Source organism: Mesorhizobium sp. WSM4830 (genome assembly GCF_055811495.1).
Map to the genome: position 1 here is coordinate 49,168 of NZ_JBVVQI010000021.1, position 25,282 is coordinate 74,449.

Annotated in this window: 27 protein-coding genes and 1 pseudogene; 19 read left to right on the top strand and 9 right to left on the bottom strand. The window is 63.0% G+C overall.

The features are described from left to right. Positions 1-92: 92 nt before the first annotated feature. Genes AC0L2Y_RS23780 through AC0L2Y_RS23790 form a run of 3 tightly spaced genes read left to right on the top strand, consistent with a single transcriptional unit; the run spans position 93 to position 3,192 of the window. On the top strand, positions 93-1,208 hold the full coding sequence (locus tag AC0L2Y_RS23780; protein WP_352491125.1) for an ABC transporter permease: 1,116 nt from the start codon (positions 93-95) through the stop codon (positions 1,206-1,208). Between the two features lie 14 nt (positions 1,209-1,222). After that, positions 1,223-2,053, top strand: coding sequence for an ATP-binding cassette domain-containing protein (locus tag AC0L2Y_RS23785; RefSeq protein WP_352491124.1), 831 nt, complete (start codon positions 1,223-1,225; stop codon positions 2,051-2,053). A gap of 32 nt (positions 2,054-2,085) precedes the next feature. Next, on the top strand, positions 2,086-3,192 hold the full coding sequence (locus AC0L2Y_RS23790; RefSeq protein WP_473559853.1) for a Gfo/Idh/MocA family protein: 1,107 nt from the start codon (positions 2,086-2,088) through the stop codon (positions 3,190-3,192). 21 nt (positions 3,193-3,213) lie between these two features. Here AC0L2Y_RS23790 and AC0L2Y_RS23795 read toward each other — a convergent pair whose 3' ends face one another. Both AC0L2Y_RS23795 and AC0L2Y_RS23800 read right to left on the bottom strand, forming a co-directional pair. Then, positions 3,214-3,987, bottom strand: coding sequence for a FadR/GntR family transcriptional regulator (locus AC0L2Y_RS23795; RefSeq protein WP_473559855.1), 774 nt, complete (start codon positions 3,985-3,987; stop codon positions 3,214-3,216). A 112-nt stretch (positions 3,988-4,099) separates the two neighbouring features. Continuing rightward, entirely contained in the window at positions 4,100-5,032 is a 933-nt protein-coding gene (locus AC0L2Y_RS23800; RefSeq protein WP_473559857.1) for a LysR family transcriptional regulator, read from the bottom strand. Between the two features lie 110 nt (positions 5,033-5,142). Between AC0L2Y_RS23800 and AC0L2Y_RS23805 the strand changes: the two genes are divergently transcribed. Then, positions 5,143-5,757: a nitroreductase family protein gene (locus tag AC0L2Y_RS23805; RefSeq protein ID WP_473559859.1), complete on the top strand. Its 615-nt coding sequence runs from the start codon at positions 5,143-5,145 to the stop codon at positions 5,755-5,757. Then, a complete protein-coding gene (locus AC0L2Y_RS23810; RefSeq protein WP_473559861.1) occupies positions 5,754-6,611 on the top strand; it encodes an EamA family transporter in 858 nt (285 codons plus the stop codon). Before AC0L2Y_RS23805 ends, AC0L2Y_RS23810 begins: the two co-directional genes overlap by 4 nt. Before the next feature lie 17 nt (positions 6,612-6,628). Here AC0L2Y_RS23810 and AC0L2Y_RS23815 read toward each other — a convergent pair whose 3' ends face one another. Then, positions 6,629-6,925 carry a hypothetical protein gene (locus tag AC0L2Y_RS23815; RefSeq protein WP_473559862.1) on the bottom strand — a complete coding sequence of 99 codons (297 nt, stop codon included), beginning with the start codon at positions 6,923-6,925 and terminating at the stop codon, positions 6,629-6,631. 26 nt (positions 6,926-6,951) lie between these two features. Continuing rightward, positions 6,952-7,086, bottom strand: a pseudogene (locus tag AC0L2Y_RS23820) (IS1 family transposase); the annotation flags it as partial. 237 nt (positions 7,087-7,323) lie between these two features. On the opposite strand from AC0L2Y_RS23820, the gene AC0L2Y_RS23825 reads away from it, so the two are divergent. Next, the gene (locus AC0L2Y_RS23825; RefSeq protein ID WP_473559863.1) at positions 7,324-7,812 is read left to right on the top strand and encodes a nucleoside deaminase; all 489 of its coding nucleotides are present in this window, start codon (positions 7,324-7,326) and stop codon (positions 7,810-7,812) included. A 161-nt stretch (positions 7,813-7,973) separates the two neighbouring features. Here the strand turns inward: AC0L2Y_RS23825 and AC0L2Y_RS23830 are convergent, their stop codons facing one another. Continuing rightward, positions 7,974-8,456 carry a MarR family winged helix-turn-helix transcriptional regulator gene (locus AC0L2Y_RS23830; protein ID WP_473559865.1) on the bottom strand — a complete coding sequence of 161 codons (483 nt, stop codon included), beginning with the start codon at positions 8,454-8,456 and terminating at the stop codon, positions 7,974-7,976. Positions 8,457-8,564: 108 nt separating this feature from the next. Between AC0L2Y_RS23830 and AC0L2Y_RS23835 the strand changes: the two genes are divergently transcribed. After that, the gene (locus AC0L2Y_RS23835) at positions 8,565-8,969 is read left to right on the top strand and encodes a VOC family protein (protein ID WP_352815684.1); all 405 of its coding nucleotides are present in this window, start codon (positions 8,565-8,567) and stop codon (positions 8,967-8,969) included. Between the two features lie 101 nt (positions 8,970-9,070). On the opposite strand, the gene AC0L2Y_RS23840 is transcribed toward AC0L2Y_RS23835, so the two are convergent. Next, positions 9,071-9,967, bottom strand: coding sequence for an NAD-dependent epimerase/dehydratase family protein (locus AC0L2Y_RS23840; protein ID WP_473559866.1), 897 nt, complete (start codon positions 9,965-9,967; stop codon positions 9,071-9,073). A gap of 146 nt (positions 9,968-10,113) precedes the next feature. Between AC0L2Y_RS23840 and AC0L2Y_RS23845 the strand changes: the two genes are divergently transcribed. Then, positions 10,114-11,052, top strand: coding sequence for an NAD(P)-dependent oxidoreductase (locus AC0L2Y_RS23845; RefSeq protein ID WP_473559867.1), 939 nt, complete (start codon positions 10,114-10,116; stop codon positions 11,050-11,052). A gap of 1,026 nt (positions 11,053-12,078) precedes the next feature. Here the strand turns inward: AC0L2Y_RS23845 and AC0L2Y_RS23850 are convergent. Together AC0L2Y_RS23850 and AC0L2Y_RS23855 are read right to left on the bottom strand one after the other, a co-directional pair. Further along, on the bottom strand, positions 12,079-12,858 hold the full coding sequence (locus AC0L2Y_RS23850; protein WP_473559869.1) for a FadR/GntR family transcriptional regulator: 780 nt from the start codon (positions 12,856-12,858) through the stop codon (positions 12,079-12,081). 149 nt (positions 12,859-13,007) lie between these two features. After that, positions 13,008-13,997, bottom strand: coding sequence for a sugar-binding protein (locus AC0L2Y_RS23855; protein WP_473559871.1), 990 nt, complete (start codon positions 13,995-13,997; stop codon positions 13,008-13,010). A 427-nt stretch (positions 13,998-14,424) separates the two neighbouring features. Between AC0L2Y_RS23855 and AC0L2Y_RS23860 the strand changes: the two genes are divergently transcribed. The 11 genes from AC0L2Y_RS23860 to AC0L2Y_RS23910 all read left to right on the top strand — a co-directional run bounded on the left by AC0L2Y_RS23860 (position 14,425) and on the right by AC0L2Y_RS23910 (position 24,565). Beyond that, positions 14,425-15,165: an ATP-binding cassette domain-containing protein gene (locus AC0L2Y_RS23860; RefSeq protein ID WP_023675804.1), complete on the top strand. Its 741-nt coding sequence runs from the start codon at positions 14,425-14,427 to the stop codon at positions 15,163-15,165. 33 nt (positions 15,166-15,198) lie between these two features. Further along, positions 15,199-16,197, top strand: coding sequence for an ABC transporter permease (locus AC0L2Y_RS23865; RefSeq protein WP_352465268.1), 999 nt, complete (start codon positions 15,199-15,201; stop codon positions 16,195-16,197). Positions 16,198-16,511: 314 nt separating this feature from the next. Continuing rightward, complete coding sequence (locus tag AC0L2Y_RS23870) at positions 16,512-17,339, top strand: helix-turn-helix domain-containing protein (RefSeq protein ID WP_473559873.1); 828 nt, start codon at positions 16,512-16,514, stop codon at positions 17,337-17,339. Positions 17,340-17,446: 107 nt separating this feature from the next. Further along, complete coding sequence (locus AC0L2Y_RS23875; RefSeq protein WP_352481579.1) at positions 17,447-17,899, top strand: SRPBCC family protein; 453 nt, start codon at positions 17,447-17,449, stop codon at positions 17,897-17,899. 21 nt (positions 17,900-17,920) lie between these two features. Next, entirely contained in the window at positions 17,921-18,715 is a 795-nt protein-coding gene (locus AC0L2Y_RS23880; RefSeq protein ID WP_473559876.1) for an FAD binding domain-containing protein, read from the top strand. Positions 18,716-18,765: 50 nt separating this feature from the next. Continuing rightward, the gene (locus tag AC0L2Y_RS23885; RefSeq protein WP_473559878.1) at positions 18,766-19,248 is read left to right on the top strand and encodes a (2Fe-2S)-binding protein; all 483 of its coding nucleotides are present in this window, start codon (positions 18,766-18,768) and stop codon (positions 19,246-19,248) included. A gap of 14 nt (positions 19,249-19,262) precedes the next feature. Further along, complete coding sequence (locus AC0L2Y_RS23890) at positions 19,263-20,630, top strand: xanthine dehydrogenase family protein molybdopterin-binding subunit (RefSeq protein ID WP_473559880.1); 1,368 nt, start codon at positions 19,263-19,265, stop codon at positions 20,628-20,630. A gap of 1 nt (position 20,631) precedes the next feature. After that, the gene (locus AC0L2Y_RS23895) at positions 20,632-21,642 is read left to right on the top strand and encodes a xanthine dehydrogenase family protein molybdopterin-binding subunit (RefSeq protein ID WP_352936922.1); all 1,011 of its coding nucleotides are present in this window, start codon (positions 20,632-20,634) and stop codon (positions 21,640-21,642) included. Positions 21,643-21,651: 9 nt separating this feature from the next. Continuing rightward, on the top strand, positions 21,652-22,548 hold the full coding sequence (locus AC0L2Y_RS23900; protein ID WP_473559882.1) for an AAA family ATPase: 897 nt from the start codon (positions 21,652-21,654) through the stop codon (positions 22,546-22,548). Between the two features lie 53 nt (positions 22,549-22,601). Continuing rightward, positions 22,602-23,678, top strand: a complete 1,077-nt coding sequence (locus tag AC0L2Y_RS23905; protein ID WP_473559943.1) for a vWA domain-containing protein — start codon at positions 22,602-22,604, stop codon at positions 23,676-23,678. Further along, positions 23,678-24,565, top strand: a complete 888-nt coding sequence (locus AC0L2Y_RS23910; RefSeq protein WP_473559884.1) for an amidohydrolase family protein — start codon at positions 23,678-23,680, stop codon at positions 24,563-24,565. Before AC0L2Y_RS23905 ends, AC0L2Y_RS23910 begins: the two co-directional genes overlap by 1 nt. Before the next feature lie 18 nt (positions 24,566-24,583). Here AC0L2Y_RS23910 and AC0L2Y_RS23915 read toward each other — a convergent pair whose 3' ends face one another. Further along, positions 24,584-24,991 (bottom strand): carboxymuconolactone decarboxylase family protein, encoded by a 408-nt coding sequence (locus tag AC0L2Y_RS23915; RefSeq protein WP_473559885.1) that lies wholly within the window; start codon positions 24,989-24,991, stop codon positions 24,584-24,586. Between the last annotated feature and the right edge of the window lie 291 nt (positions 24,992-25,282).

A 25,282-nucleotide genomic window follows, 5' to 3' on the forward strand; every position in this document is an offset into this window, starting at 1 on the left:
GATTGCGAATTGAGCGATTGGAGAGCCTAATGGCGGTCGTGGAAGACAAGGCGATACCTCCAGCTGAGCTGAAGGCGACCGACCGCTTCGGCATGACGTCGAAGCGGGCCGCCGGCGCCGACGAGCGGCTGGCCAGCACCGGCAAGCTGACCCAGTGGCTGCGCCGCCCGGAAGCCGGTGCTGCCGGCGGATTGCTTGCGACGATCATCATCTTTGCGCTGCTGCCGGGCGCGGCAAACCTCTATTCGCTGCAGGGATCGATGACCTTCCTGACGCTGTCGGCGGAGCTCGGCATCGTCGCCACCGCGGCAGCACTTCTCATCATCGCCGGCGAGTTCGATCTTTCGGTCGGCTCCATGGTCGGCTTCGCCGGCGTCGTCATCGGGCTGACGGTAAAGTACTGGGGCCTGCCGCTATGGGGCGGCATCGCCTGCGCCTTCGCCGTCGCCATCCTCACCGGCTATCTCAACGGCCTGATCGTGGTGAAGACGCGCCTGCCCTCCTTCATCGTCACGCTCGCCACGCTCTATATCCTGCGCGGACTGTCGATCGGCATCACCCGCGCCGTCACCGGCCGCACCCAGATCCCCTACATCCTCGAAGGCGCACCGGACCCGGCAACGGCCGGCATTTTCAACGGTCATCTGCTCACTGGCCTGTTCCACTGGATGGGCGCGCAAGGCTGGATCGCCACCCGCAGCGACGGCATCCCCTTCGTCGCCGGCATTCCGATGTCGATCGTCTGGTGGCTCGGCCTGACGGCGCTGGCCGGCTATGTGCTCACCCAGACGAAATACGGCAACTGGATCTTCGCTACCGGCGGCGACCTGATCGCAGCCCGCAACGTCGGCGTGCCGGTCGATCGCGTCAAGATCAGCCTGTTCATCTACACTGCCTGCGCGGCGACGCTGCTTGCCACCATCCAGGTGATGGAGGCGGGCTCCGCCGACACCACGCGCGGCCTGCTCAAGGAATTCGAGGCGATCATCGCCGCCGTCATCGGCGGTGTGCTGCTCACCGGCGGCTACGGCACCGTCTATGGCGTGCTGTTCGGCGCGCTGATCTTCGGGCTGGTGCAGATGGGCATCTTCTACACCGGCATCGACACCGACTGGTTCAAGGTCTTCCTCGGCATCGTCATCCTGATGGCCGTGCTGGTCAACAACTACATCAGGCTGAAGGCGCTGGGACGCGGAGGTGGCAAATGACTGCGCCAGCCCAAATGAGCGAACCGGCCCGAACGACCGAACCGGCAATGGAACTGCGCGGCGTCAGCGTCAATTTCGGCTCGGTGCGCGCGCTCCAGGACATCGACATCAAGGTCTATCCGGGCGAGGTCCACTGCCTGCTCGGCGACAACGGCGCCGGCAAGTCGACGCTGATCAAGGTTCTGTCGGGCGTCTACCGGCCGAGCAAGGGCGAAATCCTGGTCGACGGCAAGCCGGTCACCTTCCGCAGCCCGCGCGACGCGCAGGAGCTCGGCGTGGCAACCGTGTTCCAGGATCTCGGCATGATCTCGCTGATGTCGATTACCCGCAACTTCTTCCTCGGCCGCGAGCCGACCAAAAGCAGCCTTCCCTTCTCGCGCATCGACAAGGAGCGCGCCAACACCATCGCCAGGCAGGCGATGGCCGATATCGGCATCGACGTACGCGATCCGACGCAGGCCGTCGGCACGCTGTCGGGCGGCGAGCGCCAGTCGGTGGCAATCGCCCGCGCCGTGCATTTTGGCGCGCGCGTGCTGATCCTCGACGAGCCGACCTCCGCACTCGGCGTCCACCAGGCGGCGATGGTGCTGAAGTTCATCATCGAAGCACGCATGCGGGGTCTGGCCGTGATCTTCATCAGCCACAACATCCACCATGCCTATCCGGTCGGCGACACCTTCACACTGCTCAACCGCGGCCGCAATCGCGGCACCTACGCCAAGTCGGAGATTTCGCGCGACGAGGTCATCTCGATCATGTCGGGCGGTGAGGATCTGAAGGCGGTCGAGGCCGAGATTGCCGGCCTGCTCGCCCAGATCGGCAACCGGCCGCCTGCGGCGCCTTGAGCCGACAATCGGACATTGCGGGGAATGATGGCATGAGCAGGTTACGCGTCGGGGTCGTCGGCGCCGGCATGATCTCGCAGGTCGAGCATATCCCCAATCTGCTGCGCCTCGGCGAATTGTTCGAGCTGGTCGGCGTCGCCGATCCCTCGAGGATTTCGCGGCAGTTCGTCACCGACACCCATGGCATTGCCAATTTCGAAACGATCGACCAGCTCTTCGACCAGCGCCTCGACGCGGTGGTGATCGGCTCGCCGGACCCGCTGCACCACGAACAGGTGCTGACGGCGCTGGCGCTTGGCCTGCATGTCTTTTGCGAGAAGCCGCTCTGCTATTCGCTGGCGGAAATCGCCGAGATCATCGCCGCGCGCGACGCCGCCAGGAAAATCGTGCAGGTCGGCTACATGAAGCGCTTCGACCCTAGCTACCGGCTGGCGCTCGCTTCGCTGCCAGGGACATCAGGCACGCTGCGCTCGGTCTCGGTGGAAGTGAACGATCCCGACGCCTGGCCGTTCATTGCCCATCAGCCCTACAGGCGCGGTACCGATATCCCCAACGACTTGATCGCCGCCGTCGCCGCCAAGCAGAAGCGCCAGGTCGAAGAGGCCGTCGGCGTGCATCTGACCGACCTCGCTTTCCGTGGATTTACCGGCGCTTACAGCTCGGCCTTGATTCACGACGTCAATGCCGTCCATGGCCTGCTCGACGCGCTCGGCGTGCCGGACGGCGAAGTCGTCGGCGCGCAGATCTTCGCCGGTGGCGACGGCGGCCAGGGCGCCGTCAGGCTGCTTGACGGGCAGGCACTGTGGACCATGACCCACCTCACCGTGCCGAAGCTCGCCGACTACAAGGAGCGGATCACGCTGTTCTTCGACGATGCCAGCCTCGAGCTCGAATTCCCCTCGCCCTGGCTCAACCATCATCCGACGCGGCTGACGGTGACGACGTCGGACGGTCACACGCTGTCGACGAAAGATTTGCGTGCCGGCTATGCCGAAGCCTTCGTCGAGGAGATGCGCGGCTTCTGGGGAGCGATCGTCAATGGCGATGCCGTGGTCAACCCACCCGAACACGCCGCCCGCGACCAGGCGCTGCTCCTCGGCCTGACCCGGCAGCATCTCGCGACCGCACCTTTCGACTGAGTGCCTGTGGCCGAACGGCAGCTACCTGGACTTGATCACGCTGTCGGTATTGGCCAGCAGCTTGCGCACCGCATTGCGTGCCGCGTCCGGCCGCTGCAGGCGGATGCTCTTCTCGATTGCCTCATGCAGCCTCTGCGCATGCTGCAAATCGTCGAGCTCCCGCGTGGTATAAGCAAATAGATGATCGAATGCCGATTCGATCAGCACGCCGAGCGGCACCAGCAGATCGTTGCCGGAAGCGCGCAGGATGGCGAGGTGAAACCGCGTGTCGGCGCGGGTGCGCTCCTGCAGGTTGGTCGCCTCGCCCATCTCGCGGCAGGCCTGGCTGATCTCGGCCATCTGCTCGTCGGTGCGCCGCATGGCGGCAAAGGCGCTGGCCTCCGGCTCGATGATATGGCGGAATTCCTGCACGGTCCTGAGGAACACCTCGCGGTCCGGCGAGGTCGCGTACCAGGCCAGCACGTCGCGATCGAGCAGGTTCCAGCGCTCCTTAGGCTCGACCCAGCTGCCGATTTTGGGACGTGACGACAGCAAACTCTTCGCCATCAGCATTTTGATGGCTTCGCGCACCGCCGAGCGGCTGACGTCGAAGGTCTCGGACCATTTGGCTTCGTTGGGCAGGATGGTTCCCGGCGGATAATCGCCGCGCACGATCCTCAGCCCGATCTCGTTGGCCAGCGAGGCATGCACGCTCGACCCCGGCATGCGTGCCGCATCAGCCCGGCGAACACCGCTGGTGCGTTCGGCGAACGCCTCGGCCGCTGTCTTTCCCTTATCCGGCTTCGCGTCCCGCATGGCTCCACAAAGTCCGGATTTGGAGACGTGTCAAGGAGATGAAATCGACGGCAGTGTCTCCGTTTGATTTTCCGCCTCCGTCGCCTCGCCGACACTGCGCTTTGCCGAGCGCTCACGCCGGAGAGGCACGAACGGCTTTTCTTTGTCCCGGCTGATTGTCCCGGCTGAATTCCTCGATCAGGAAATCAAGGAAGACGCGGATTTTCGGGGCGAGATGCTGCCGCGCCGGATAGACCGCGTAGAGCGTGGTTTCGACCTTGTCCCAGTCATCCAGGGCCGATTGCAGCCGGCCTGCTTTCAGGTCGCTCTCGACATAGGGATAGGGGATCAGGCTGACGCCGAAGCCGGCGCGCAACGCATCGCGCACGGCAAGGCTCGAGGAGACCGAATATCGTCCGTCGATGGCGATCCGCTCGCTGCCGCCGTCCTTGCGGAACTCCCATATGTCCGCATGTCCCGAGAGGCTGAACCGGATGCAATTGGCCGCCTTCAAATCGGCAGGCGTTTTGGGCCGGCCATGCTTCTCGAAATAGGACGGAGCTGCGCAAAGCACGTGCGGCATGACCGCAAGCTTTCTCGCTACCAGGCTGGAATCCTCGAGATTGTCGCTGCCGCGAATGGCAAGGTCAAATCCCTCCCGCACGATATCGACGCGCCTGTCGTCAAGATGCAGGTCGAGTTTCAAATCGGGATAGCGCGATAGGAACGCGGGGATGGCAGCCGAAAGCCGCGTCAGCGTGACGGTCATCGGTGCGCTGACCCGCAACGTGCCGCTCGGCGCCGTCTTGATCGGGCCGAGGACCTGGTCGGCCCTGGCCAGCGCATCGAGCCCCTGCGTGACATGCTCCAGATAGATCCTGCCTTCTTCGGTCAAGGCCATGCGCCGCGTCGTCCGGTTGATGAGCCGCACCCCCAGATGCGCCTCCAGCTCGGCGATGTTCTTGCTGATCGCAGGAGGAGAAAGACCGAGCCGCCGCCCGGCTTCGGCAAAGCTGTTCAGTTCAGCCACGTGGCGGAAAACCTGCAACGCCGTCAGGCGATCCATCGCACCATTCTCTTTCAGTAAACAATGTCTTTCAATTGTCGCATATTATCGCTCGTTGGTAAATTCTCTATCTGCTTCCCGAATGGCTTACTCAATTTCGGAATGACATGATGACCAACCCCACGATCTCCCTTATCGAGCGACGCATGTCGGCCAATCGGTTCGATGCCTCGCATGCATTGACGGATGCCGAGGTCGAGGAACTGGCACGCCTCGCAACGCGCGCGCCAACCGCCTACAACCTTCAGAATTGGCGGTTCATCGCGGTGCGGACGCCGGAAGCAAAGGCGCGGTTGCGTAGCGCGGCCCATGGCCAGGCCAAGGTGCAGGAAGCAGCGGTCACCTTCATCGTCTGCGGCGTACTGCCCGACCACGCTGCCCTCAATGCAAGGCTGCTTCCTTTCGTCGAAGCCGGCTTCATGCCGGCGGATATGGCTTCGGGCTGGCAGGAAGGCGCCCGCGCCCAATATGCCGATCCTCGGGCGGCCCGCGACGAAGCCGTGCGCTCGGCGACGCTTGGCGCTGCAACGCTGATTTTCGCAGCCGAAGCGCTGGGGCTCGTCGCTGGTCCGATGGGAGGCTTCGATGCCGAAGGCGTGGCCCGCGAGTTTGGCCTTGGACTGAATGAAGTGCCGGTGATGCTCATCGCGGTCGGCCGCGCCGCGTCCGGAAACTGGCCGCAAAAGCCCCGCCGCCCTCTTGCCGAAGTACTGGAAATCTTATGAAAACGCACCGTTCCGATCTGTTGCTTACAGCCATTGCACCCGCAATATGGGGCAGCACCTATATCGTCACCACGCAGTTCCTGCCGAACTTTTCGCCGATGACGGTTGCGATGCTGCGAGCCCTGCCCGCCGGATTGCTGCTGCTGGCGATCGTTCGGCAACTGCCGACGGGCATCTGGTGGCTGCGCAGTTTCGTCCTCGGAGCCCTCAACATCTCGATCTTCCTGAGCCTGTTGTTTGTCGCCGCCTACCGGCTTCCGGGCGGGGTCGCCGCCACGGTGCTGTCGGTCCAGCCGTTGATGGTGATTTTCCTCGCCGCTGTCCTGCTTGGCAGCCCTGTCCGTCGGTTGGCGATTGTCGCCGCCCTTGTCGGGATCGCAGGTGTTGCGTTGCTGGTGCTGACCCCGAACGCGACGCTCGATTTAATCGGCGTTGCCGCCGGCCTCGCCGGGGCGGCCTCAATGGCCTTCGGCAGCGTGTTGGCCCGCAAGTGGCAACCGCCAGCATCGCTGCTGGCCTTTACGGCATGGCAATTGACTGCCGGTGGTCTCCTTCTCGTTCCGGTGGCGCTGCTTTTCGAACCGTCCGTCCCAATCCCGACCGGCGCCAACCTGCTTGGACTGGCGTGGCTCGGGCTGATCGGTGCGGCGCTGACCTATGTCCTCTGGTTCCGGGGCATTGCGCGACTGGAATCCGCAGTGGTGTCGTCGCTGCTTTTCCTCAGCCCGGTGACCGCCGTGCTGCTTGGATGGGTATTCCTGGACCAGACGCTGACCTTGCCTCAAATCGCCGGCGTCGTTTTCGTCATCGGCAGCATCTGGCTGGCTCAACGCCCTAGCCGGAACGAGTCCTGAGCCTGGATGGGAGTGAGTCAGTTGGAAATCAACCGCCAGATCGTCCAATAGTAGACTGCCACATGCGCCGCTTCGAATGCTGCCAGTGTAACTGCAAAGACTCCGACCAAAGCGACGGAAGGATGCCGGTCGAGCCATGACGGTGGCTGGTCGCCATCGCTCTCTTTAAGACCTGCGAAAACCGGTCTCCAGGTAGCGATGGCGCGAAGCCCCGTCCAGACAGCGGCCCAGATCAAAACAAATTCGAGGGGGAAGCCCCGAGCGGCGAAATAAATCGGACCGATCACAGACACCAATGGAACAAGTAGGTTCATTTAGCGGGGGCGCTTCTTGTAACGGTTCATCGGCTTTTCTGCCTCTTGGCTTCGACTAACGCAACGATATCGCAAATCTCCCAGAGCTCGCCGGTTACGCCAGCGGCCATCGCCGGGTTCATGCGAAGCGAAGCATGAATGCGCACAAAATTGTAATACATGAATAAACATGAAGTGGAGAGCAACCGCGTTGGCGTGAGCCTCCCGGGTAATGGTGCGGATAGATTGGCCCTCGACCAGCAGGTGAAGGATTTTGGAACGGTCGCGGTGCGAGGTTGTTCATCCCTTCACTCTGGCAGAGCGGAGCTTTAGTCAAGCGATAGGGTCACTTTCCCTGGCCCGCCAACTTGTATCGGCGGATCGTTCGGCACTATGGTCAACCGGCGGAGGATCTGCCGATGCCACAACGTCCTTATGATGAGCGCCTGCTCCGTCAGGCGTTCGAAGTCGCGCGCAAGGCCCGCGATGCTGGCGAACATCCCTTTGGTTCGCTCCTCGCTGACAAGGACGGCAATGTGTTGCGCGAGCAGCCCAACGCTTACAAGGCCGGCGGGGGCGACCGCACCGCTCATGCCGAAAGGCTGCTGGCCGCGTGGGCGGGAATGAATGTCAGTCTCGAAAAGCTCGCCTCCTGCACCCTCTACACTTCGGCCGAACCTTGCGCGATGTGCTCCGGGACAATCTATTGGGCGGGCATCGGACGGGTCGTCTTTGGCCAGAGCGAACACGACCTCAAGCGGGTGACGGGTGCACATGTCGAGAACCCCACACTCGACCTGCCCTGCAGGATCGTCTTCGAAGCCGGGCAGCGTCCGACTGAAGTCGTCGGCCCGCTGCTTGCCGATGAAGCGGCGCAACTCCAGGCCGAATTCTGGAAAGACAAGTAGGGTCAGGACTCGTTGATTCAGAGGCAGAGGTGACTGCTGACGTGGACCACGACCTCAAGCAATTCCGGCAAAAGTGTGAAACGGTTTTCCGCCCGGAATTGCGTCAAAACAAAAAGATAGATCGGTTCGGCGTTTCCGTGAAACGATGAAACCGTTCCAATTTAAAGGCCTGTCAGCAATTTCTTAAGTAGAGCATTAAACGTTTGCTGCTCCGCCGGCGTCAGCACGGAGATTAATTGTTCTTCCAGCGCCGCCATTGGACCGATCAAATCGTCTATCGCGCGCTTGCCGCCAGTCGTCAGCGCAATTTGCTTGCCGCGCCGGTCGTTGGGATCGGGGCGTCGTTCAACCAGCCCGGCGCGCTCCAGCCGGTCCAGGCGGCTCGTCATGCCGCCCGAGGAGATCATTGCCGATTCGTAGAGCTGAGTAGGTGAGAGCATATAGGGTTCACCGGCGCGCCTGAGCGGCGTGAGCACATCGAACTCACCTACGTTCAGGCCCGCTTCTTTGAGCAACGGGTTCATGTGATCGCGGATAACCCGTGCGGCGGCGTCGAGCAGGCGACCTACCGTTTCAACAGGCAACGACGGAAGATCGGGGCGCTCGCGGGCCCATTGCTTAGCTGCGGCCTCGGCGCGATCCATGGCAAATATTCCCTTGGCAAAAAGTATCTTGCAATCAAGATACATTGCATCTACTAACATTGCAGCAAGACAATAGCGCAGCGCGCATCCCTGGAGAAGGCGAAATCGATGCCCAAAATGATTTTCGTGAACCTGCCTGTCCGTGACCTGTCGGCGTCGACGGCGTTCTACGTGGCGCTAGGCGGCACTGTGAACCCGCAATTTTCGGGCGAAAAATCCACTTCGCTCATGTTTTCGGACACGATCGGGGTGATGCTGCTGACCCATGACCACTACCGCGAATTCACTACACGCCCAATCGGCGACGCACGGCGCGACAGCCAGGCAATGATCGTCCTCACTGTCGATAACCGCGACGCCGTCGATGCAACGCTGACCAGCGCGGTTGCGGCGGGCGGTCGCGCCGATCCCAACCCGGCGCAGGATCTTGGCTTCATGTACAACCGCCACATCGAAGACCCAGACGGCTACGTCTGGGAAATCGTGTGGATGAACCAGACGGCAAACGCCTGAACGCAGGGTGTGGGTGCATCGGTCGTAGCGGTTCCTGAGCCTAGCCTCGTGACGAGCAATTCGGGGCTGGCCCAGCGCCAGCTCCGCGTCAGCTGCCTCCGTCAGCTCGTCTTGACGTATTTCCGCCAGCTGTGTTCCGGCCGGAAGCCGAGCATGTCGCGTGCCTTGCGGTTGGAGAGCAGCGTCTCGTATTCGTCCAGTTCGGCCTTGACCGGCACATTGGGGTAAAACCGCTTCAGCAGTTCGGCTGTCGGCAGGTCGGACGAGGTGTCGTCATTGGCGGCATTGAACACCTGGTAGCCGAGCCCGTCCTTCTCGATGGCGCGCAGCGTGATCTGACCGAGGTCGCGCGCGTCGATATAGCTCCAGGCGATGCGCTTGCGGAAACCCGGATCGGCGAACCATTTCGGAAACAGCGAATATTCATGCGGCTCGATGACGTTGCCGATGCGCAAGGCATAGATGTCGGTGCCATCGCGTTGTGCAAACGCCCGCGCGGTCTTCTCGTTGACGACCTTGGACAGCGCGTAGCTGTCCATCGGATCGACGTCGTACTCCTCGTCGAGCGGGAAATGCGTCGGGTTGCGCGGCTCGTTGGCGAAGACCAGGCCATAGGTCGTCTCGCTGGAGGCGATCACCACCTTGCGGATGCCGAGCTTCACCGCGGCTTCGATGACGTTGTAGGTGCCGAGCGCGTTGATGCGGAACACCTCGTTGTCGGGCGTGATCATGATGCGCGGGATGGCCGCGAAATGCACCACTGCATCGACCGGCTGTGAACGCAGCGACGGGTCGAATTCATGCAGGCCCATATAGCTCGACAGCGCATTGAACACCTGCCCGCTATCGGTGATGTCGGTGATCAAGGTGCGCACCTTGGGATTGTCGAGCGGCTTGGTGTCGATGTTGAGCACCTGGCAGCCCTGCTCGACCAGATACTGCACGACGTGGCGCCCGGCCTTGCCGCTGCCGCCGGTGAACATGATCCGCTTCGTCATTTTGCTCTCCCTAAGATTCATGTGTATTGTCAGACAATATCGAACTCTGCAATCGCCTGCCATGGCATGCGGCAAAAACCCGCTTCAACAATTCGCCGGCAAGGTGCAGCGCCGTCATCCATCATTGCAAAATAGGACGAAACGACATGAACACGACCGCCGCGAGCGAAAAGATCGGCTTTATCGGGCTTGGCCTGATGGGGCACGGGATAGCAAAGAACATCGTCGACAAGGGCTATCCGCTGACGTTTCTCGGCCGCAAGAACCGCACGCCGGCGGAAGACCTGCTCGGCCGCGGCGCCAAAGAGGCGGCGACCTCGCGCGATGTCGCGGCGGCATCCGATATCGTCTTCATCTGCGTCACCGGCTCACGCGAGGTGGAAGCCATCATCCGCGGCCCAGGCGGCCTCAAGGAAGGCCTGAAGCAGGGATCGGTTGTCGTCGACTGCTCGACCTCGGATCCTGTCTCGACGGTGGCGCTGGCCGCCGAACTCAAGGGGCTCGGCGTCGACTATGTCGATGCCCCGCTCAGCCGCACCCCGAAGGAGGCCTGGGAAGGCACGCTCGACGCCATGGTCGGGGCGCCAGACGCAGTCTTTGCCCGGCTGAAGCCGGTGCTCGAAACCTGGGCCGGGCGCATCGTCCATATCGGCGACACCGGCGACGGCCACCGCATGAAGCTGCTCAACAATTTCATTTCGCTCGGCTACGCCGCGATCTATTCCGAGGCGCTGGCACTGGCGCAGAAGGTCGGCATCTCGCCGCCGCGCTTCGATAGCGTCATCCGCAACGGCCGCATGGATTGCGGCTTCTACCAGACCTTCATGCGCTGGACGCTGGAAGGCGACCGCGACGCCCACAAATTCACCATCGCCAACGCCTTCAAGGATCTCACCTACCTCGAATCGATGGCGGGTGCCGCCGGCATCGCCAACCCGCTCGGCAACGCCACCAAGAACGCGTTCGCCGGCGCCTCCGCGGCCGGCCCCGCCGACCAGTACGTGCCGATGCTGGCCACGCATATCGGCAAGGTCAACGGCGTCGACCTCATGCCGACCAGGGACGGCAAGAAGCAGACGATCTGAGAACGTTGGGATTAACGTCTGTCGCAAAACACCAACATTCGACTGCCGCAGGCTAGTTCGTTTGCACAGAGGATTTGGTTCTTCGATTGAGCCCGAAAGGAACTGTAGACGTTCGCTGCCGACCAGCTACAGCCGCCAATCTCCAACGCTGGCGATTAGCCACATGCCACCACACATTCGTCATCCCAGGGCGGAGCAGGAGCGAAGCGACGTCGCACAGACCCTGGGATCCATGCCGTGACATCCGCCGAAGAATGCAGCGGCTCAGAGCGGCGCCTGCATCCGCCATTGCGCTCGTTGCCGTTCCACCATGACCGCGAGCCAGAAGCTGCTGAAGCGCTGGCTCCACCAATGGGAGACCGAATTGATCGAGACGACCAGTCCCAGAGTGCTTCGAGCTTTTTCGTAGGACAGGAGTGGCAGCGTTTGGTTCTGATCCGCTGGAGCACTGCCGCAAGGTAACGGCATGGATCCCAGGTCTGCGCCGCGTCGCTTCGCTCCTTGCTCCGCCCAGGGATGACGAAGGGAGGATTTCGGCTAATCTCCTAAATTTGCGATTTGCCACCGACAGGAATGATCGACCTTCGTTGCCGGTTGACCCGACTTACACGCTATTGGCCGAGAAACGATCGAATTAGCGCCTAGACCGGCCGATAACGTCATCTGTATTCGCGAGAAGTCTGTGCACCGCAGCACGCACAACTTCCCATCGGAAGACGCCAGAAACAAAAAACCCGCCTCGGGAGGCGGGTCGTTGGAGCCAATTAGCACCATAGGCAAATTAGTAGCATAGCTGCCGGCACAAAGCAAGAACAAAAATACACCGCGACGGCAAAAAAATCCGAATTCCCGTCCCATCCGGGCCGCCGCCCCTCATTGCCTGGCCCTAGCGTTGGTGATTGGCGAAAGCCCGAAGTGGCATCCAATCTTCCCCCACGTGGGGGAGATGTCCGGCAGGACAGAGGGGGGCGCGAAGGAATGCGAGTTTTGCAATCGTTCTGAGCAACGCTAGCCCTGGAGCATAGATCACCGCCGCGACCGGCCGATAACATCGTCGGTGTTGGCGAGAAGCCTGTGCACCGCGGCGCGGGCTGCGGCGGGCCGCTGCAGGCGGATGTTCTTCTCGATCGCCTCATGCAGCCTCTGCGCATGCTGCTGGTCGCTGGTTTCGCGCGTGACGAAGACAAAGAGGTGGTCGAGCGCCGATTCGATCAGCACGCCGAGCGGCACCAGCAGGTCGTTGCCCGAGGCGCGCAGGATGGCGAGGTGAAACCGCGTGTCGGCGCGCGTGCGCTCCTGCAGGTTGGTCGCCTCACCCATCTCGCGGCAGGCCTGGCTGATCTCGGCCATCTGCTCGTCGGTGCGCCGCATGGCGGCAAAGGCGCTGGCCTCCGGCTCGATGATGTGGCGGAATTCCTGCACCGTCCTGAGAAACACCTCGCGGTCCGGCGAGGTCGCATACCAGGCCAGCACATCGCGATCGAGCAGGTTCCAGCGCTCCTTCGGCTCGACCCAGCTGCCGATCTTCGGGCGCGACGCAAGCAGGCTTTTCGCCATCAGCATTTTGATGGCTTCGCGTACCGCCGAGCGGCTGACGTCGAAGGTCTCCGACCATTTGGCTTCGTTGGGCAGGATGGTTCCCGGCGGATAATCGCCGCGCACGATCCTCAGCCCGATTTCGTTGGCGAGCGACGCGTGCACGCTCGAGCCGGGAAAGTGTGCGGCGTCGGCACGCCGAACGACGGCCGGCCGCTCAGCCTCTGCCTTCAACTTGGCGGGTCGCTTTTTTGATGTCGCGTCCGGCATTCGTATTCCCCGGCAGCTGCTTGTCGAAAGCCTGAACTCAGGACACGACAAAGCAGCGGCCTACGCTCCAAAGCAGCGTCGCCTCGTGCGTTTTGTATGGACGATGCGTAACGGGGCGCCCGCCGAACGGGCGCCCCAAAACTGCGAACCTACTTCTGGATGCAGGTGTCGACGGTGTCCTTGGTGCATTCGTCGAGGCCGGTGAACACCGGATCGGCGACCGGCTTGCCGTCGACCAGGTCGATCATCACCGAGGGCGCCTTGTAGCCCATCTCGAACGGCCGCTGGCCAACCAGTGCGGTCACCAGCCCGTCACGGGCAATCGCCACCTCGTCGCCGATCGTGTCGGCGGCGCCGATGACAAAGGCGTTGCTGGCGATCTTGTCGGCCATCGGCTTGAACAGGTCGCGATAGGGCTGCGGAGCGCCGAACAGCGGCCAGCCGCCCATGATGCCGAAGGCGTCGAGATCGGGATTGGCGGCGAGGATGTCGGTCATCGCCTGCACGCCCTTGGCGCCGTCGTCATTGGTGAACACCGGGCAGCCGGCAACTTCCGTCCAGCCGCCTTCCCCTGCCAGCGCCGCGAGGCCTTCCTTGCCCGAAAGCGCGTCACGCATACCTTGCGCGCGGCGCAGGATGTTGTCGGCCGCCGGATTGCCTTCGATGGTGCAGATCTTGCCGCCATTCGGCTTAGCCTTCTTGATGTATTCGCCGATCTTGTGACCCATCAGGTAGTTGTCGGTGCCGAGATAGGTCTTGCGCAGCGCCGCATCTTCCTTGCTGAGGTCGGCGTCGAGGGTCATGATCGGGATCGACGGATTGGCGCTTTTGATAGTCTGCGCAATCAGCGGCGCGTTGGACGGGGAAATCGCCATCGCCACCGTATCGGGCTTGCTCAGCATGTCCTGGACGATCTGGGCTTCACCGGCCTCATCCGAGGTCGATGCCGGTCCGGTGTAGAAGCACTCATACTCCGAGCTGGCGTTTTCCTTGTTCCATTTCTCGCAACCCTGGTGGATGGCCTCGAAGAATGGATTGTCGAGACCCTTCACGACGATGACGAGCTGTTTCTTGGCCATGGCCGGCCCGGCACCCAACGCCATGACGGCGGCGGCAGCGAGCAATAGTGATTTCCTCATGTCAGTCCTCCCTTTTGAAACAAACGGACACCACGTGCCCGCCACACACAGATCGACCCGGAGCAAGATGACAGAGGACGTCGCACTCGTGTCGCCAAGCCAGGTCGATAAGCATTTTCATCTTCAGTCTCAGACCGGCGCCGACAGATATCGCTGGCTACCAAATCCCTGACCGACAAACCCTCACCGATTCCTTCCGGCAACCCGGGAGACCGGCGCAAGCTCCTCCGACACTTAGCTAATATCGCCTTGTCACCGACGTCAATGCTATTTGTCCTACAAAACTGATTTTTCGAAAGAGGCCGTGGTTGACGCCAAGGTGGCTTATGCGTAAATGGGCAAAATCGCTGCCTCCGGGAGGAACTGGGGAGAGCGAAAGGCCGCGGCAGAACCGCAGGCCGCAAAGCACGGGGAGGCAAGAAGGCTGGTGGCGGTTCTCGAACTCACCAACATCTCGAAGCATTTTGGCGCCATCCAGGCGGTCAACGACGTTTCGTTGTCGATCGAGGCCGGACAGGTTGTCGGCCTGATGGGCGACAACGGCGCCGGCAAGTCGACGCTGGTCAAGATGATCGCCGGCAATTTCCCACCGAGCCATGGCACGATGCAGATGGACGGCAAGGAGTTGATCCTGCACAAGCCGGTCGAGGCGCGCCAGCACGGCATCGAAATCGTCCATCAGGACCTGGCGCTGTGCAACAATCTGACGGCCGCCGCCAACGTTTATCTCGGCCGTGAATTGCGCCGCGGCCTCGGGCCGCTTCGCATCCTCGACTATGCCGCGATGTACAAGCGTGCCGGCCAGATCTTCGCCGAGCTGAAATCCGAAACGCGCCCGCGCGACCTGGTCAAACAAATGTCGGGCGGCCAGCGGCAAGCGGTGGCGATCGCCCGCACCATGCTTTCGCAGGCCAAGATCGTGCTGATGGACGAGCCGACCGCGGCGATCTCCGTGCGCCAGGTCGCCGAGGTATTGAACCTGATCCGCCATTTGCGCGACCAGGGCATCGCCGTCGTGCTGATCAGCCACCGCATGCCCGACGTCTTTGACGTCGCCGACCGCGTCATCGTCATGCGGCGCGGCCGCAAGGTTGCCGACAAGACGATCGCATCGAGTTCGCCGGAAGAAGTCACCGGACTCATCACCGGCGCCATCGAACAGGTATGATTGACGCCTCAACCAGAGTAAAAAAGGTCGATAATGGCAGTCACCCTTGATCAGACGATCGCGCACAAGCAGCACACCTTGCTGAGCAAGGTGTTTGCCAGCCAGACCTTCTGGGTGGTGATCGCGGTCATCCTCGCCTGCCTGTTCCTGTCGGTGGCCACGGATTCCTTCGCCACGACCAAGAACCTCTACAACATCACCCGCAACGTCACCTTCGTCGCCATCGTGGCGCTCGGCATGACCTTCGTCATCATCACCGGCGGTATCGACCTGTCGGTCGGCTCGGTGCTTTGCCTGTGCTCGATGGTGCTGGCCGTGACCATGCATGCCGGTTACGGCATCGAGATCGGCATTGGCGCCGCGATCGCGACAGCGCTGATCATCGGCGCCTTCAACGGTGTCTTGATCGCCTATCTCGGCTTTCCGCCCTTCGTTGTGACGCTCGGCATGCTGTCGATTGCGCGCAGCCTAGCCATGGTCGCCTCCAACAACACCGTCGTCTTCCAGTTCGGGCCGGACCATGAAAAGCTGCTGGCGCTGGGCGGCGGCGCCTGGGTGTTCGGCATCGCCAATCCGGTGCTCTACATGATCGTGCTGGCGTTGATCACCGGCTTTGTGCTGCGCTGGACGAAATTCGGCCGGCACATTTTCGCCATCGGCGGCAACGAGCATGCGGCAACGCTGACCGGCGTTCCGGTGCGCCAGATCAAGGTCGTCGTCTACATGATCTCGGCATTGGCGGCTGGCCTTGCCGGCATCATCCAGACCGGCTGGCTGGGCGCGGTCACCACCAATCTCGGCAACGGCATGGAGCTTCAGGTGATCGCCGCCACCGTCATCGGCGGCGCCAACCTGGCCGGCGGCATGGGCACAGCCTTCGGCGCGGTCGTCGGCGCGGCGCTGATCGAGGTCATCCGCAACAGCCTCGGCCTGCTCGGCATCAATGCCTTCTGGCAAGGCGTGTTCATCGGCGGCGCCATCCTGCTCGCCGTGCTGTTCGACCGCATCCGCAATTTCAGGCGCAACGACTGACGTTCAAGCCCCAACGTCCCCTTCTCCCCTTGTGGGAGAAGGTGTCGCCGAAGGCGACGGATGAGGGGTGCTCCAGCTTGGCATCGCCTCATTTCTTCCAACACCCCTCAAGCGGCTCGGCGCTAGCGCGCCGATCCACCTTCTCCCACAGGGAGAAGGGGACGCGCTCCTATCGCCGAGTCTGAAAATCCGCCAACGCAAGGCAAAGCAGGCGTCAAGCTCGGCACATCCCGTCTTGACGCAAGCCCAGACTGAGCCGCACAATCGCTCGCAGCAGGCGAAGGGAGGCCAGTCGCCTGCTGGAGGATATACCCATGACGGAAGCGATCAGGCTCTACTGGGGCCGGTTCGGACATGTTTCTGTCCTGAACGTCGCCAGCGACTTCGTCACCCATGCCCATGTCGAGGCGCATATCATCATCTGGCTGGAAGGCACGGCCGGCGAGATGACCATCGGCCGCGAGACTGTGCGGCTTGGACCGGGCACCGCCGCCGGCATCAATTCCTTCCAGCCGCACAGCCACGCTCTGTCGCGCGACGGCACGCCTGGCCTGTTCCTCGCCTTTTACATCGATCCGGACTGGGCTCGAAAACGCCGCGAGCTGCCTTCCTCCGCGCCGCTGTTCGCGAGCCCGGCAATCACGCTCGAGCCTTGGCTGCACAAGGCGGCGGCCAACCTCCTCGACCATCTCAGCGACAACGAGAGCATCGACGATATCGCCAATTACGAGATCGAGCGCTTCATCGACAGCGTGCTCGACGCCGCCGACGCGTCCGCACCGCAGACCGTGCGCGCCCGCGTCAACACCATGCAGGATTTCCGCGTCCGCAAGGCGATCCAGCTGATGAAAGCCAATGTCTGCGAGCGCATCTGCTTCGACGACGTGGCGCGCAGCGTCGGCCTGTCGCGGCCGCATTTCTTCGCGCTGTTCAAGGAACAGACCAATCTGACGCCCAACGTCTATTGGAACACGCTGCGCATGGAGGAAGCGGTGCGGCAGTTGCAGTGGTCGCAGGAGCCGCTGATCTCGGTCGCCTGCAATCTCGGCTTCACCACGCAAGGCAATTTCTCGCGCTTCTTCCGCGACCATGTCGGCGTCCCGCCGACGCTTTACCGCGAGGCGGCGCGGGCGATCAGCTGAGCGCCCGTTTTTCAGACTATTTGATAGGCGTTCAAGACGCATTGATAAGCGCTGCCGAGCCTGCCGCCCTACCCTCCCAAGCAGCTGATTTGCAAGGGAACGATCATATGGCGAAAGTCACCATCTCCAGCGTCATCGACGCACCGGTCGAAAAGGTCTGGGCGCGCATACGCGACTTCAACGGTCTGCCGACCTGGCACCCACGCATGGTCGAAAGCCATATCGAGGACGGCAAGGACGCCGGCACGATCGGCTGCGTGCGCAATTTCCAGCTCGCCAGCGGCGCCCGCCTCCGCGAAAAGCTGCTCGATTTCTCCGACGAAAATTTTCTCGTCAGCTACTCCATCCTGGAGACGCCGCAACCGCTCACCAACCACAAGGCAACGCTGCAGTTGCGGCGGGTGACCGACGGCGACCGCACCTATGCCGAATGGACCGCCAGCTTCGACGCCCCTCCCGAAGAAGCCGACAAGCTGGCCGAAGGCATGGGCGCCAACGTCTTCCAGGGCGGCTTCAACGCCCTGAAGGCGCATTTCGCGGGCAAGGTTGAGCTGAATTGAGCTGACAAACAGGAGCGTTCCATGGCGCTTGCATTGCAGACTTTCCCGACGGTGAAGGACGCCGGCGCGGCGCTGAAAGCAGCCGGCACCCGCTATCTCGGTGGCGGCACGCTGGTCGTGCGCGCCGTCAATGAAGGCGACGTGTCGATTTCCGGTTTCGTCAGGTCGACCGAACCGGCGCTGTCGGTCATCCGCATTTCCGGCGACACGGTCCGCATTGGCGCTTCGGTGACCATGGCAGCAATCGCCCGCCATGCGGATCTCGCTCCGCTGGCCAGTGCCGCGCGCGCCGTCGGCGGACCGGCGATCCGCAACATGGCGAGCGTCGGCGGCAATCTCTTCGCGCCCACGCCTTACGGCGATTTCACCGTTGCGCTGCTGGCTCTGAACGCAAATGTCAGCACCAGCGACGGCGAACTGCCGATCGAAACCTTCCTGGCAAAACGCGAAAGCAACCACGCCATCGTCACTGCGGTCGGCTTCACGCTTCCGAAGGAAGACGGCTTTCGCTTCCTGAAAGTGTCGAGGGTCAAGCCAAAGGGCATTTCGGTGCTGAGCATCGCCACCGTGCTGGAACAGGCGCCGGACGGCACCGTGTCGTCCGCGCGGATCGCGCTCGGCTGCATGGCCGACCGGGCGATCCGTGCCAGGGCGGCGGAGGAAGCCCTGATTGGCCGGGAACTCACCAGCGAGGGCATCGCACCGGCACTGGCTGTTGCCCGCGACGGCACTTCGCCGCCAACCGATCCGATCGCCAGCGCCTGGTATCGCAACGAAGTCCTACCGGTCCATCTCGGTCGGCTGCTGCTCGCCTGAAAGACCGTGGCGCGTATGTCCGCCTGGCCGCGGCGCAAGGAGTAAAAAAGATGGCAAAGGTCCCGGTTCAGTTCACGCTCAATGGTGCCGAAAAGGCCGAATTCATCGACAGCGGCACGACGCTGCTTCATGCGCTGCGCGACAAGATCGGCGACACCTCGCCGAAGGGCGGCTGCCATCAAGGCACCTGCGGCGCCTGCTCGGTCGTCATCGATGGCGAACTCCGGCTCTCCTGCCTGACGCTGGCAGAGGCCTGCAATGGTGCCACTATCATCACAACGTCAGGCCTTTCGGAAGGCGGCGTGCTGCATCCGCTGCAACGCGCTTTCCTCGACGCCTTCGCGACCCAATGCGGTTTCTGCACGCCGGGCATGATCATGGCCGCCAAGGTGCTGCTCGATCACACGCCGAACCCCAGCCGCGAGGACGTGGTCGAGGCGCTGTCGGGCAATATCTGCCGCTGCACCGGTTACGAGCCGATCATCCAGGCGGTGCTGACCGCCGCACGGTCCAATTCGCAGAATGCGGCTTGAGGGGAGTTAAAAAGATGGAACTCCGCAAGAGCTATTTCGCCGACCAGCGCAAGGACGATCTGCACGAGATCGGCCAACCACGGCCGCGTTCGGATTCACCCGGCCATGTCACCGGCAAGACCGCCTATTTCGCCGACCGCAATTTTCCCGGCATGCTGCACCTGAAGATGGTACGCAGCCCGCACCATCACGCCCGCATCCGCAGCATCGATACGTCCGAGGCGGAAAGGCATCCGGGTGTCGTCAAGGTGCTGACCGCCAAGGATGTGCCGCACAATGTCTACACCATCCTGATCCTGATCCAGATCGGGCCGGAGGACGAAACGGTTCTGGCCGACGGCAAGGTGCGCTGGAAGGGCGAGGCCGTGGTGGCGGTGCTGGCCGAGACCGAGCGTGCCGCGCAGGAGGCGGCTGCCAAGGTCAAGGTCGAGTATGAGGTGCTGCCGGCCGTCTTCGACATGGAGGAAGCGCTGAAGCCCGGCGCGCCGATCGTCAACGAATATCACGGCCGGAATTATTACCTCTACGACAGCGGCGAATGCCGCAAGGTGCGCTTCGGCGATGTCGAGGCAGGCTTTGCCGAGGCAGATCACGTGCTCGAACAGATCTACCAGTCTTCGCCGATCGAGCATGCGCCGACCGAGACGACAGGCTGCATCGTGGCACCCGAGGGCAACGACCGCTTCACCTGCTACACCAACACGCAGGCGATGTTCTTCACCCTCGACAACGCCTCGGTCATCCTGCAGATGCCCGGCAACAAGCTGCATTTTGTCGGTGGCACTGTCGGCGGCGGCTTTGGCGGCAAGGTCGACGTCATCGTCGAGCCGATCGCCATCCTCGGCGCAAAACTAACCGGACGACCGGTTTGTTTTGTCTATAGCCGCGAGGAAGAGATGCAGATTTCCTCGCCGCGCGCCGCCGAGAAAGTCGTCATCAAGGACGGCGTGATGAAGGACGGCCGCATCGTGGCGCGCAAAGTCGCCGGCTACACCGATGCCGGCGCCTATTCGCGCCATTCGCCCTACGGCGCGCAGAAGGGCGCCGGGCATTATCCCGGTCCTTACACGATCCCGAATGTCTGGATCGACACCTACTGCGTCTACACCAACCGCACCCCGTCCTCGGCGATGCGCGGCTTCGGCGTCACCATCGGCGACTTCGCGCTGGAGGTGCAGATGGACAAGCTCGCCCGGCTGATCGGCATGGACCCGCTCGAATTCCGCTTCCTCAACGCCTACCGCGACGGCGACATCAAGGCGCATCGCCAGCCGACCGAGGGGGCGGCGCTGATCGAGTGCATGCAGGAAGCTTCGCGCACCGCCAACTGGCCGGTGGCGGAGAAGTTCATGGCGATGTCGTCTTACGCGAAGGGAGCTTGAGATGGCGATCAGGCGCGGACGCGGCGTCGCCGCGATCAATTATCCGACCGGCATGAATCTCGGCGGCGACCCGACGCAGGCGCTGGTGCATTCGACGCCGACCGGCAATTTCATGGTCACGCTGTCGAGTGTCGATCTCGGCCAGGGCATGAAGCAGATCATGGCGCAGATCTGCGCCGAGACGATCGGCGTGCCGACCGACCGCGTCGTCGTCGACACCGCCGACACCGACACCGGTCCGCACTGCATGGGCACCTTCGCCTCGCGCGGCACCCACCGCGCCGGCAATGCGGTTATCCAGGCGGCCAGGGAAGCCCGCCAGGTGATGCTGGAAGTGGCGGCCGAGGAACTTGAGGTAAACGCCTCGGACCTCGAGACCGACGGCCAAGGCAACATCCTGGTCAAGGGCGCGCCACAAAAATCGATCTCGATCTTCGATGTCGCGCTGTCGGCGCATTTCAAACGCGGCCGTTCGATTTCCGGCCGCGGCATGTTTTTGATCCCCCGCTCCTACCCGGAAAAAGAAACCGGCGCGATGAAGCCGTCGACCTGCTATGCGCACGCCTGCACGGTGGCGGAGGTCGAGGTCGACGACGAGACCGGCGAGGTCACCGTGCTGACGGTGAAGAACGTGTTTGAGATCGGCCGCGCGCTGAACCCGAAAATGGTCGAGCAGCAACTCGTCGGCGGCTCATGGATGGGTATCAGCCATGCGCTCTACGAAACGACCGAACCCTATTATCCCAACCGCGACCATGGCGGCACCGACTTCAACCAATATCTGATGCCGGGTCCTGGCGACCTCGCGCAAACCGAGATCATTGTGCTGGAACGGCCCTCGGCGGACGGGCCGTATGGCGCCAAGGGGCCGGGCGAAATGTGCGCCAACCCGCAGATCCCGGCGGTCGCCAATGCCGTCTTCGACGCCGTCGGCGTGCGCATCGACACGCTGCCGATCACGCCGGAGCGCATCCTGCGGGCGCTGAAGGCACAAGCCGGCGCTCCGAACTGAGTGCTGGAAATGCCCAAGAGAAGCGCCCAGACTGCAAACGCAGACACAGTCGCGACCTCGCCGGAGGCGGTGGCGTCCCGCCTCGCCGCCTCGCGCTATCTCGCCGATGAAAGCCTGGCCACCGCCATCTTCCTGGCGATCAGGCTGGGTAAGCCGCTGCTGCTCGAAGGCGCTCCCGGCGTCGGTAAGACGGAAGCGGCGAAGGCGATAGCCGAACTGCTCGGGCGCGATCTGGTGCGGCTGCAATGCTATGAAGGCATCGACGCCGCACATGCGCTCTACGAATGGAACTACCAGCGCCAGCTGCTCGCCATCCGCCATGCCGGCGAACATGAGGTCGACATCTATGACGACCGCTTTCTCATAGCGCGGCCGCTGCTGCAGGTGCTGAAGGCGCCGGAAAAGCGCGTGCTGCTGGTCGACGAGATCGACCGTTCCGACCATGAATTCGAAGCGTTGCTGTTGGAGTTCCTGTCCGATTTCCAGATCAGCATTCCCGAGCGCGGCACCATTCGCGCGACGGCGCAGCCGATCGTCATCCTGACCTCGAACCGCACTCGTGAACTTGCCGAAGCGCTGCGGCGGCGCTGCGTCTACCACTGGATCACCTATCCCGACGCCGAGCGCGAGGCCGAGATCATCATGCTGCGCGCCGGCGACGTCGCAAGAGCCACGGCGCGCGCCGTTGCCTCAGCCGTGCGCGACATCCGCGCGCGTCCGTTGGCCAAGCCACCCGGCATCGCCGAGGCGGTCGAATGGGCCAACGCCGCGACCATCCTCGAAAAGGGCGGCAGCCCATGGCCGGAAGCGTTTCGCCGGGCCATCGGCGTACTGATCAAGGACGAGGAGGACCTTTCCTGCATCGCGACGGAGCTCGGCAAGATTGTCGAGGAGGCGCTGGCGTGAGCCCTGCGGCTCTGCCTCGAGGAGCGGCGCCCTTCCTCGGCTTCGGCCGGCTGCTGCGCCGCTACGGCTTTGCGGTGGCGCCCGAGCAGGTCTCCGGCTTCATGCAAGCGGTGACGCTGCTCGGTCCCCGTTCGATGACCGACATCCGCGAAGCGGCGCTTGCCACGCTGGCGCCGCCGCCCGATCGCCGCGACGAATTCGAGGCGCATTTCCGGAACCATTTCTATGGGGACGCCGCGGCGCTGGTCGAAGGCGACAGCGACGAGGAAACCCGCATCAAGGACGATGGTGCAACGGGCGAAGAAGAAATCGAGGTAATCCGCCAGGAGCAAGGCGGCGAACTGTCTTCGGCCAGCGAACAGTTGAGCGTCCGCGAATTCAGCCGCGACAGCGACGGGCTTGCCGCCTTCCGCCGCAAGCTCGCCACCGCTTTGCCCGCCCGCCGCTCCTTCCGCACCGTGCGCACGCATGCGCGCGGCAAGCTCGACCTGCGCCGCTCGCTGCGCGAAATCGTCAATGCCGACGGCGATATCCCCTCGCCGCTGCTGCGCCGGCGGCAGACAGTGCCGCGCAAGCTTCTCATCCTGATCGACGTGTCCGGCTCGATGAAGCTCTACACATCGGACTATCTCAAGCTGGCACACGCGGCAGTGCAAGGCGCCGACCGGGCGGAGGTCTTCACCTTCGGCACACGGCTGACCCGTATCACCTCCGCGCTGCGCATTCGCGACCGCGACCAGGCGCTGGCCCGCGCCGCTGCCCACGTCGACGACTGGGACGGCGGCACCCGCATGGGACCGACGCTGCTCGTGTTTCTATCGGTGCCGCGCTTCTCCGCCTTTGCACGCGGGGCGGCGATCGTCATCCTGTCGGATGCGCTGGAGCGCGGCGACCATGCCGAGCTGGAAATCGCGATGCGCCGGCTGAGCGCCCGCGCCTTTCGGCTTTCGCTGGCGACGCCGCTGGCCGGCGATCCGCGCTTCCGGCCGGCAACGGCAGCACTTCGCGCCATCCTGCCGGTGCTGGATGACCTGGTCGACGGCTCCTCAATTGCCGGTCTCACCGAGTTCATCCTGTCGCTCGCCCGCCCCGCTCCGGCGGCCGCGGCAATCTGGAAAAGGGTTTTGTGATGCAGAAGGCGATCGACGCGCATTTCCACATCTGGCGCCAAAAGGACCAGCCCTGGCTCGTCGGACCGATGGTGCCGCGCATCTTTGGCCCCTACGAGCCGATCCGCCGCGATTATCCGATCGAGGAATTCCTCGCCGACCAGCAAGGTTCAGGCGTCGAGAAGGCGGTCTATGTCCAGACCAACTGGGCCAAGGAGGATTTCGAGAAAGAGGTCGCTTTCCTGCAGAAGACCGCCGAAGAAACCGCTTGGCCGCACGCCATCGTCGGCTATGCCGACATGACGGTCGACGATGTGCGTCCCCAGATCGACCGGCTGAAAAAATATCCGCTGTTGCGCGGCGTGCGTATGCAGCTGCACTGGCACCAAACGCCGGCCTTCCGCTTCGCTGCCTCGGCCGATCAGGTCATCGACCCAAAGGTGCGGGCCAATATCGCCCGGCTGAAGGATTACGGCCTGTCCTTCGACCTGCAGCTTTTCCCCGCCCAGATGAAGGATGGGCTGACGCTTGTCGGCGAGAACCCCGAGACGAATTTCGTCCTCACTCATGCCGGTATGCTGACCGACATGGAGCCGGAGACCACCGAGGCGTGGAAGACCGGCCTGCGCACGCTGTCAGCGGCACCAAACCTCTATGCAAAGCTGTCCGGCCTCGGCACCTTCGTCCACCGCAACGACCCGGCGCTGATCAGCTATATCGTCGACGCCGCCATCGACATCCTCGGCAGCGACCATCTGATGTTCGGCTCGAACTTCCCGATCGAGAAGCTGTGGACCAGCCACGTCGAGCTGATCAGGGCGCACCGGGAAGCGGTGGGCAAGCACGGCGCGGCTGCAGAGGCGGATATCTTCTGGAACACGGCGGAGAAGGTATATCGGCCGGTGTAGCGCCCCGCCCCTCGCCCCTCACCTCACCTCGAACTGCGGATCGACCGGAATCTGCAGCGCCGTGACCATCTGGTTGGTCTGTCCGGCCAGGCCGATGATCGACACCAACTCGCCATGCTGCGCCTCGGTCATGCCCTTGGCCCGTGCTGCCGCCGTGTGTGAGTGGACGCAGTAGGAGCAGCCATTGGCTGTGGAGACGGCGATGTAGATCATCTCCTTGGTCAGCGGGTCGATGGCGCTGTCTGCGACCATCACCGCCTTGAGCTGCTCCCACACCCGCTTCAGCGAGACCGGATCATTGGCCAGCCCGCGCCAGAAATTGTTGACGAAGTCGGATTTGCGCGTCGCGCGGATATCGTCGAATACGGCCTTCACGGCGGGATTAGCCTCGACCTCGGCATCGGTCAGCAGTCTTGTGGTGGCCATGGCAGGCTCCTTTTCGTTTGAATCGATGAGAGAGGTCGTTGAATCAGGTCTTGAGAAAAAGTGGCTAATCGTCTCGGATAAATCAGCAATTGACGCGCTGAGGCAAGACCTTGAAGGCCGGCCGAAGCGTCTCAACGTCGTCATCCCTGGGCGAAGCAGGAGCGAAGCTCCGTCGCGGAGACCCTGGGATCCATGCCGTAACCTCAGCCGAAAGGTGCAGCGGAGCAGAATTCTGCACCGCGGTAGCACTCTGTGGTCGCGGCATGGATCCTGGGGTCTGCGCCGCGTCGC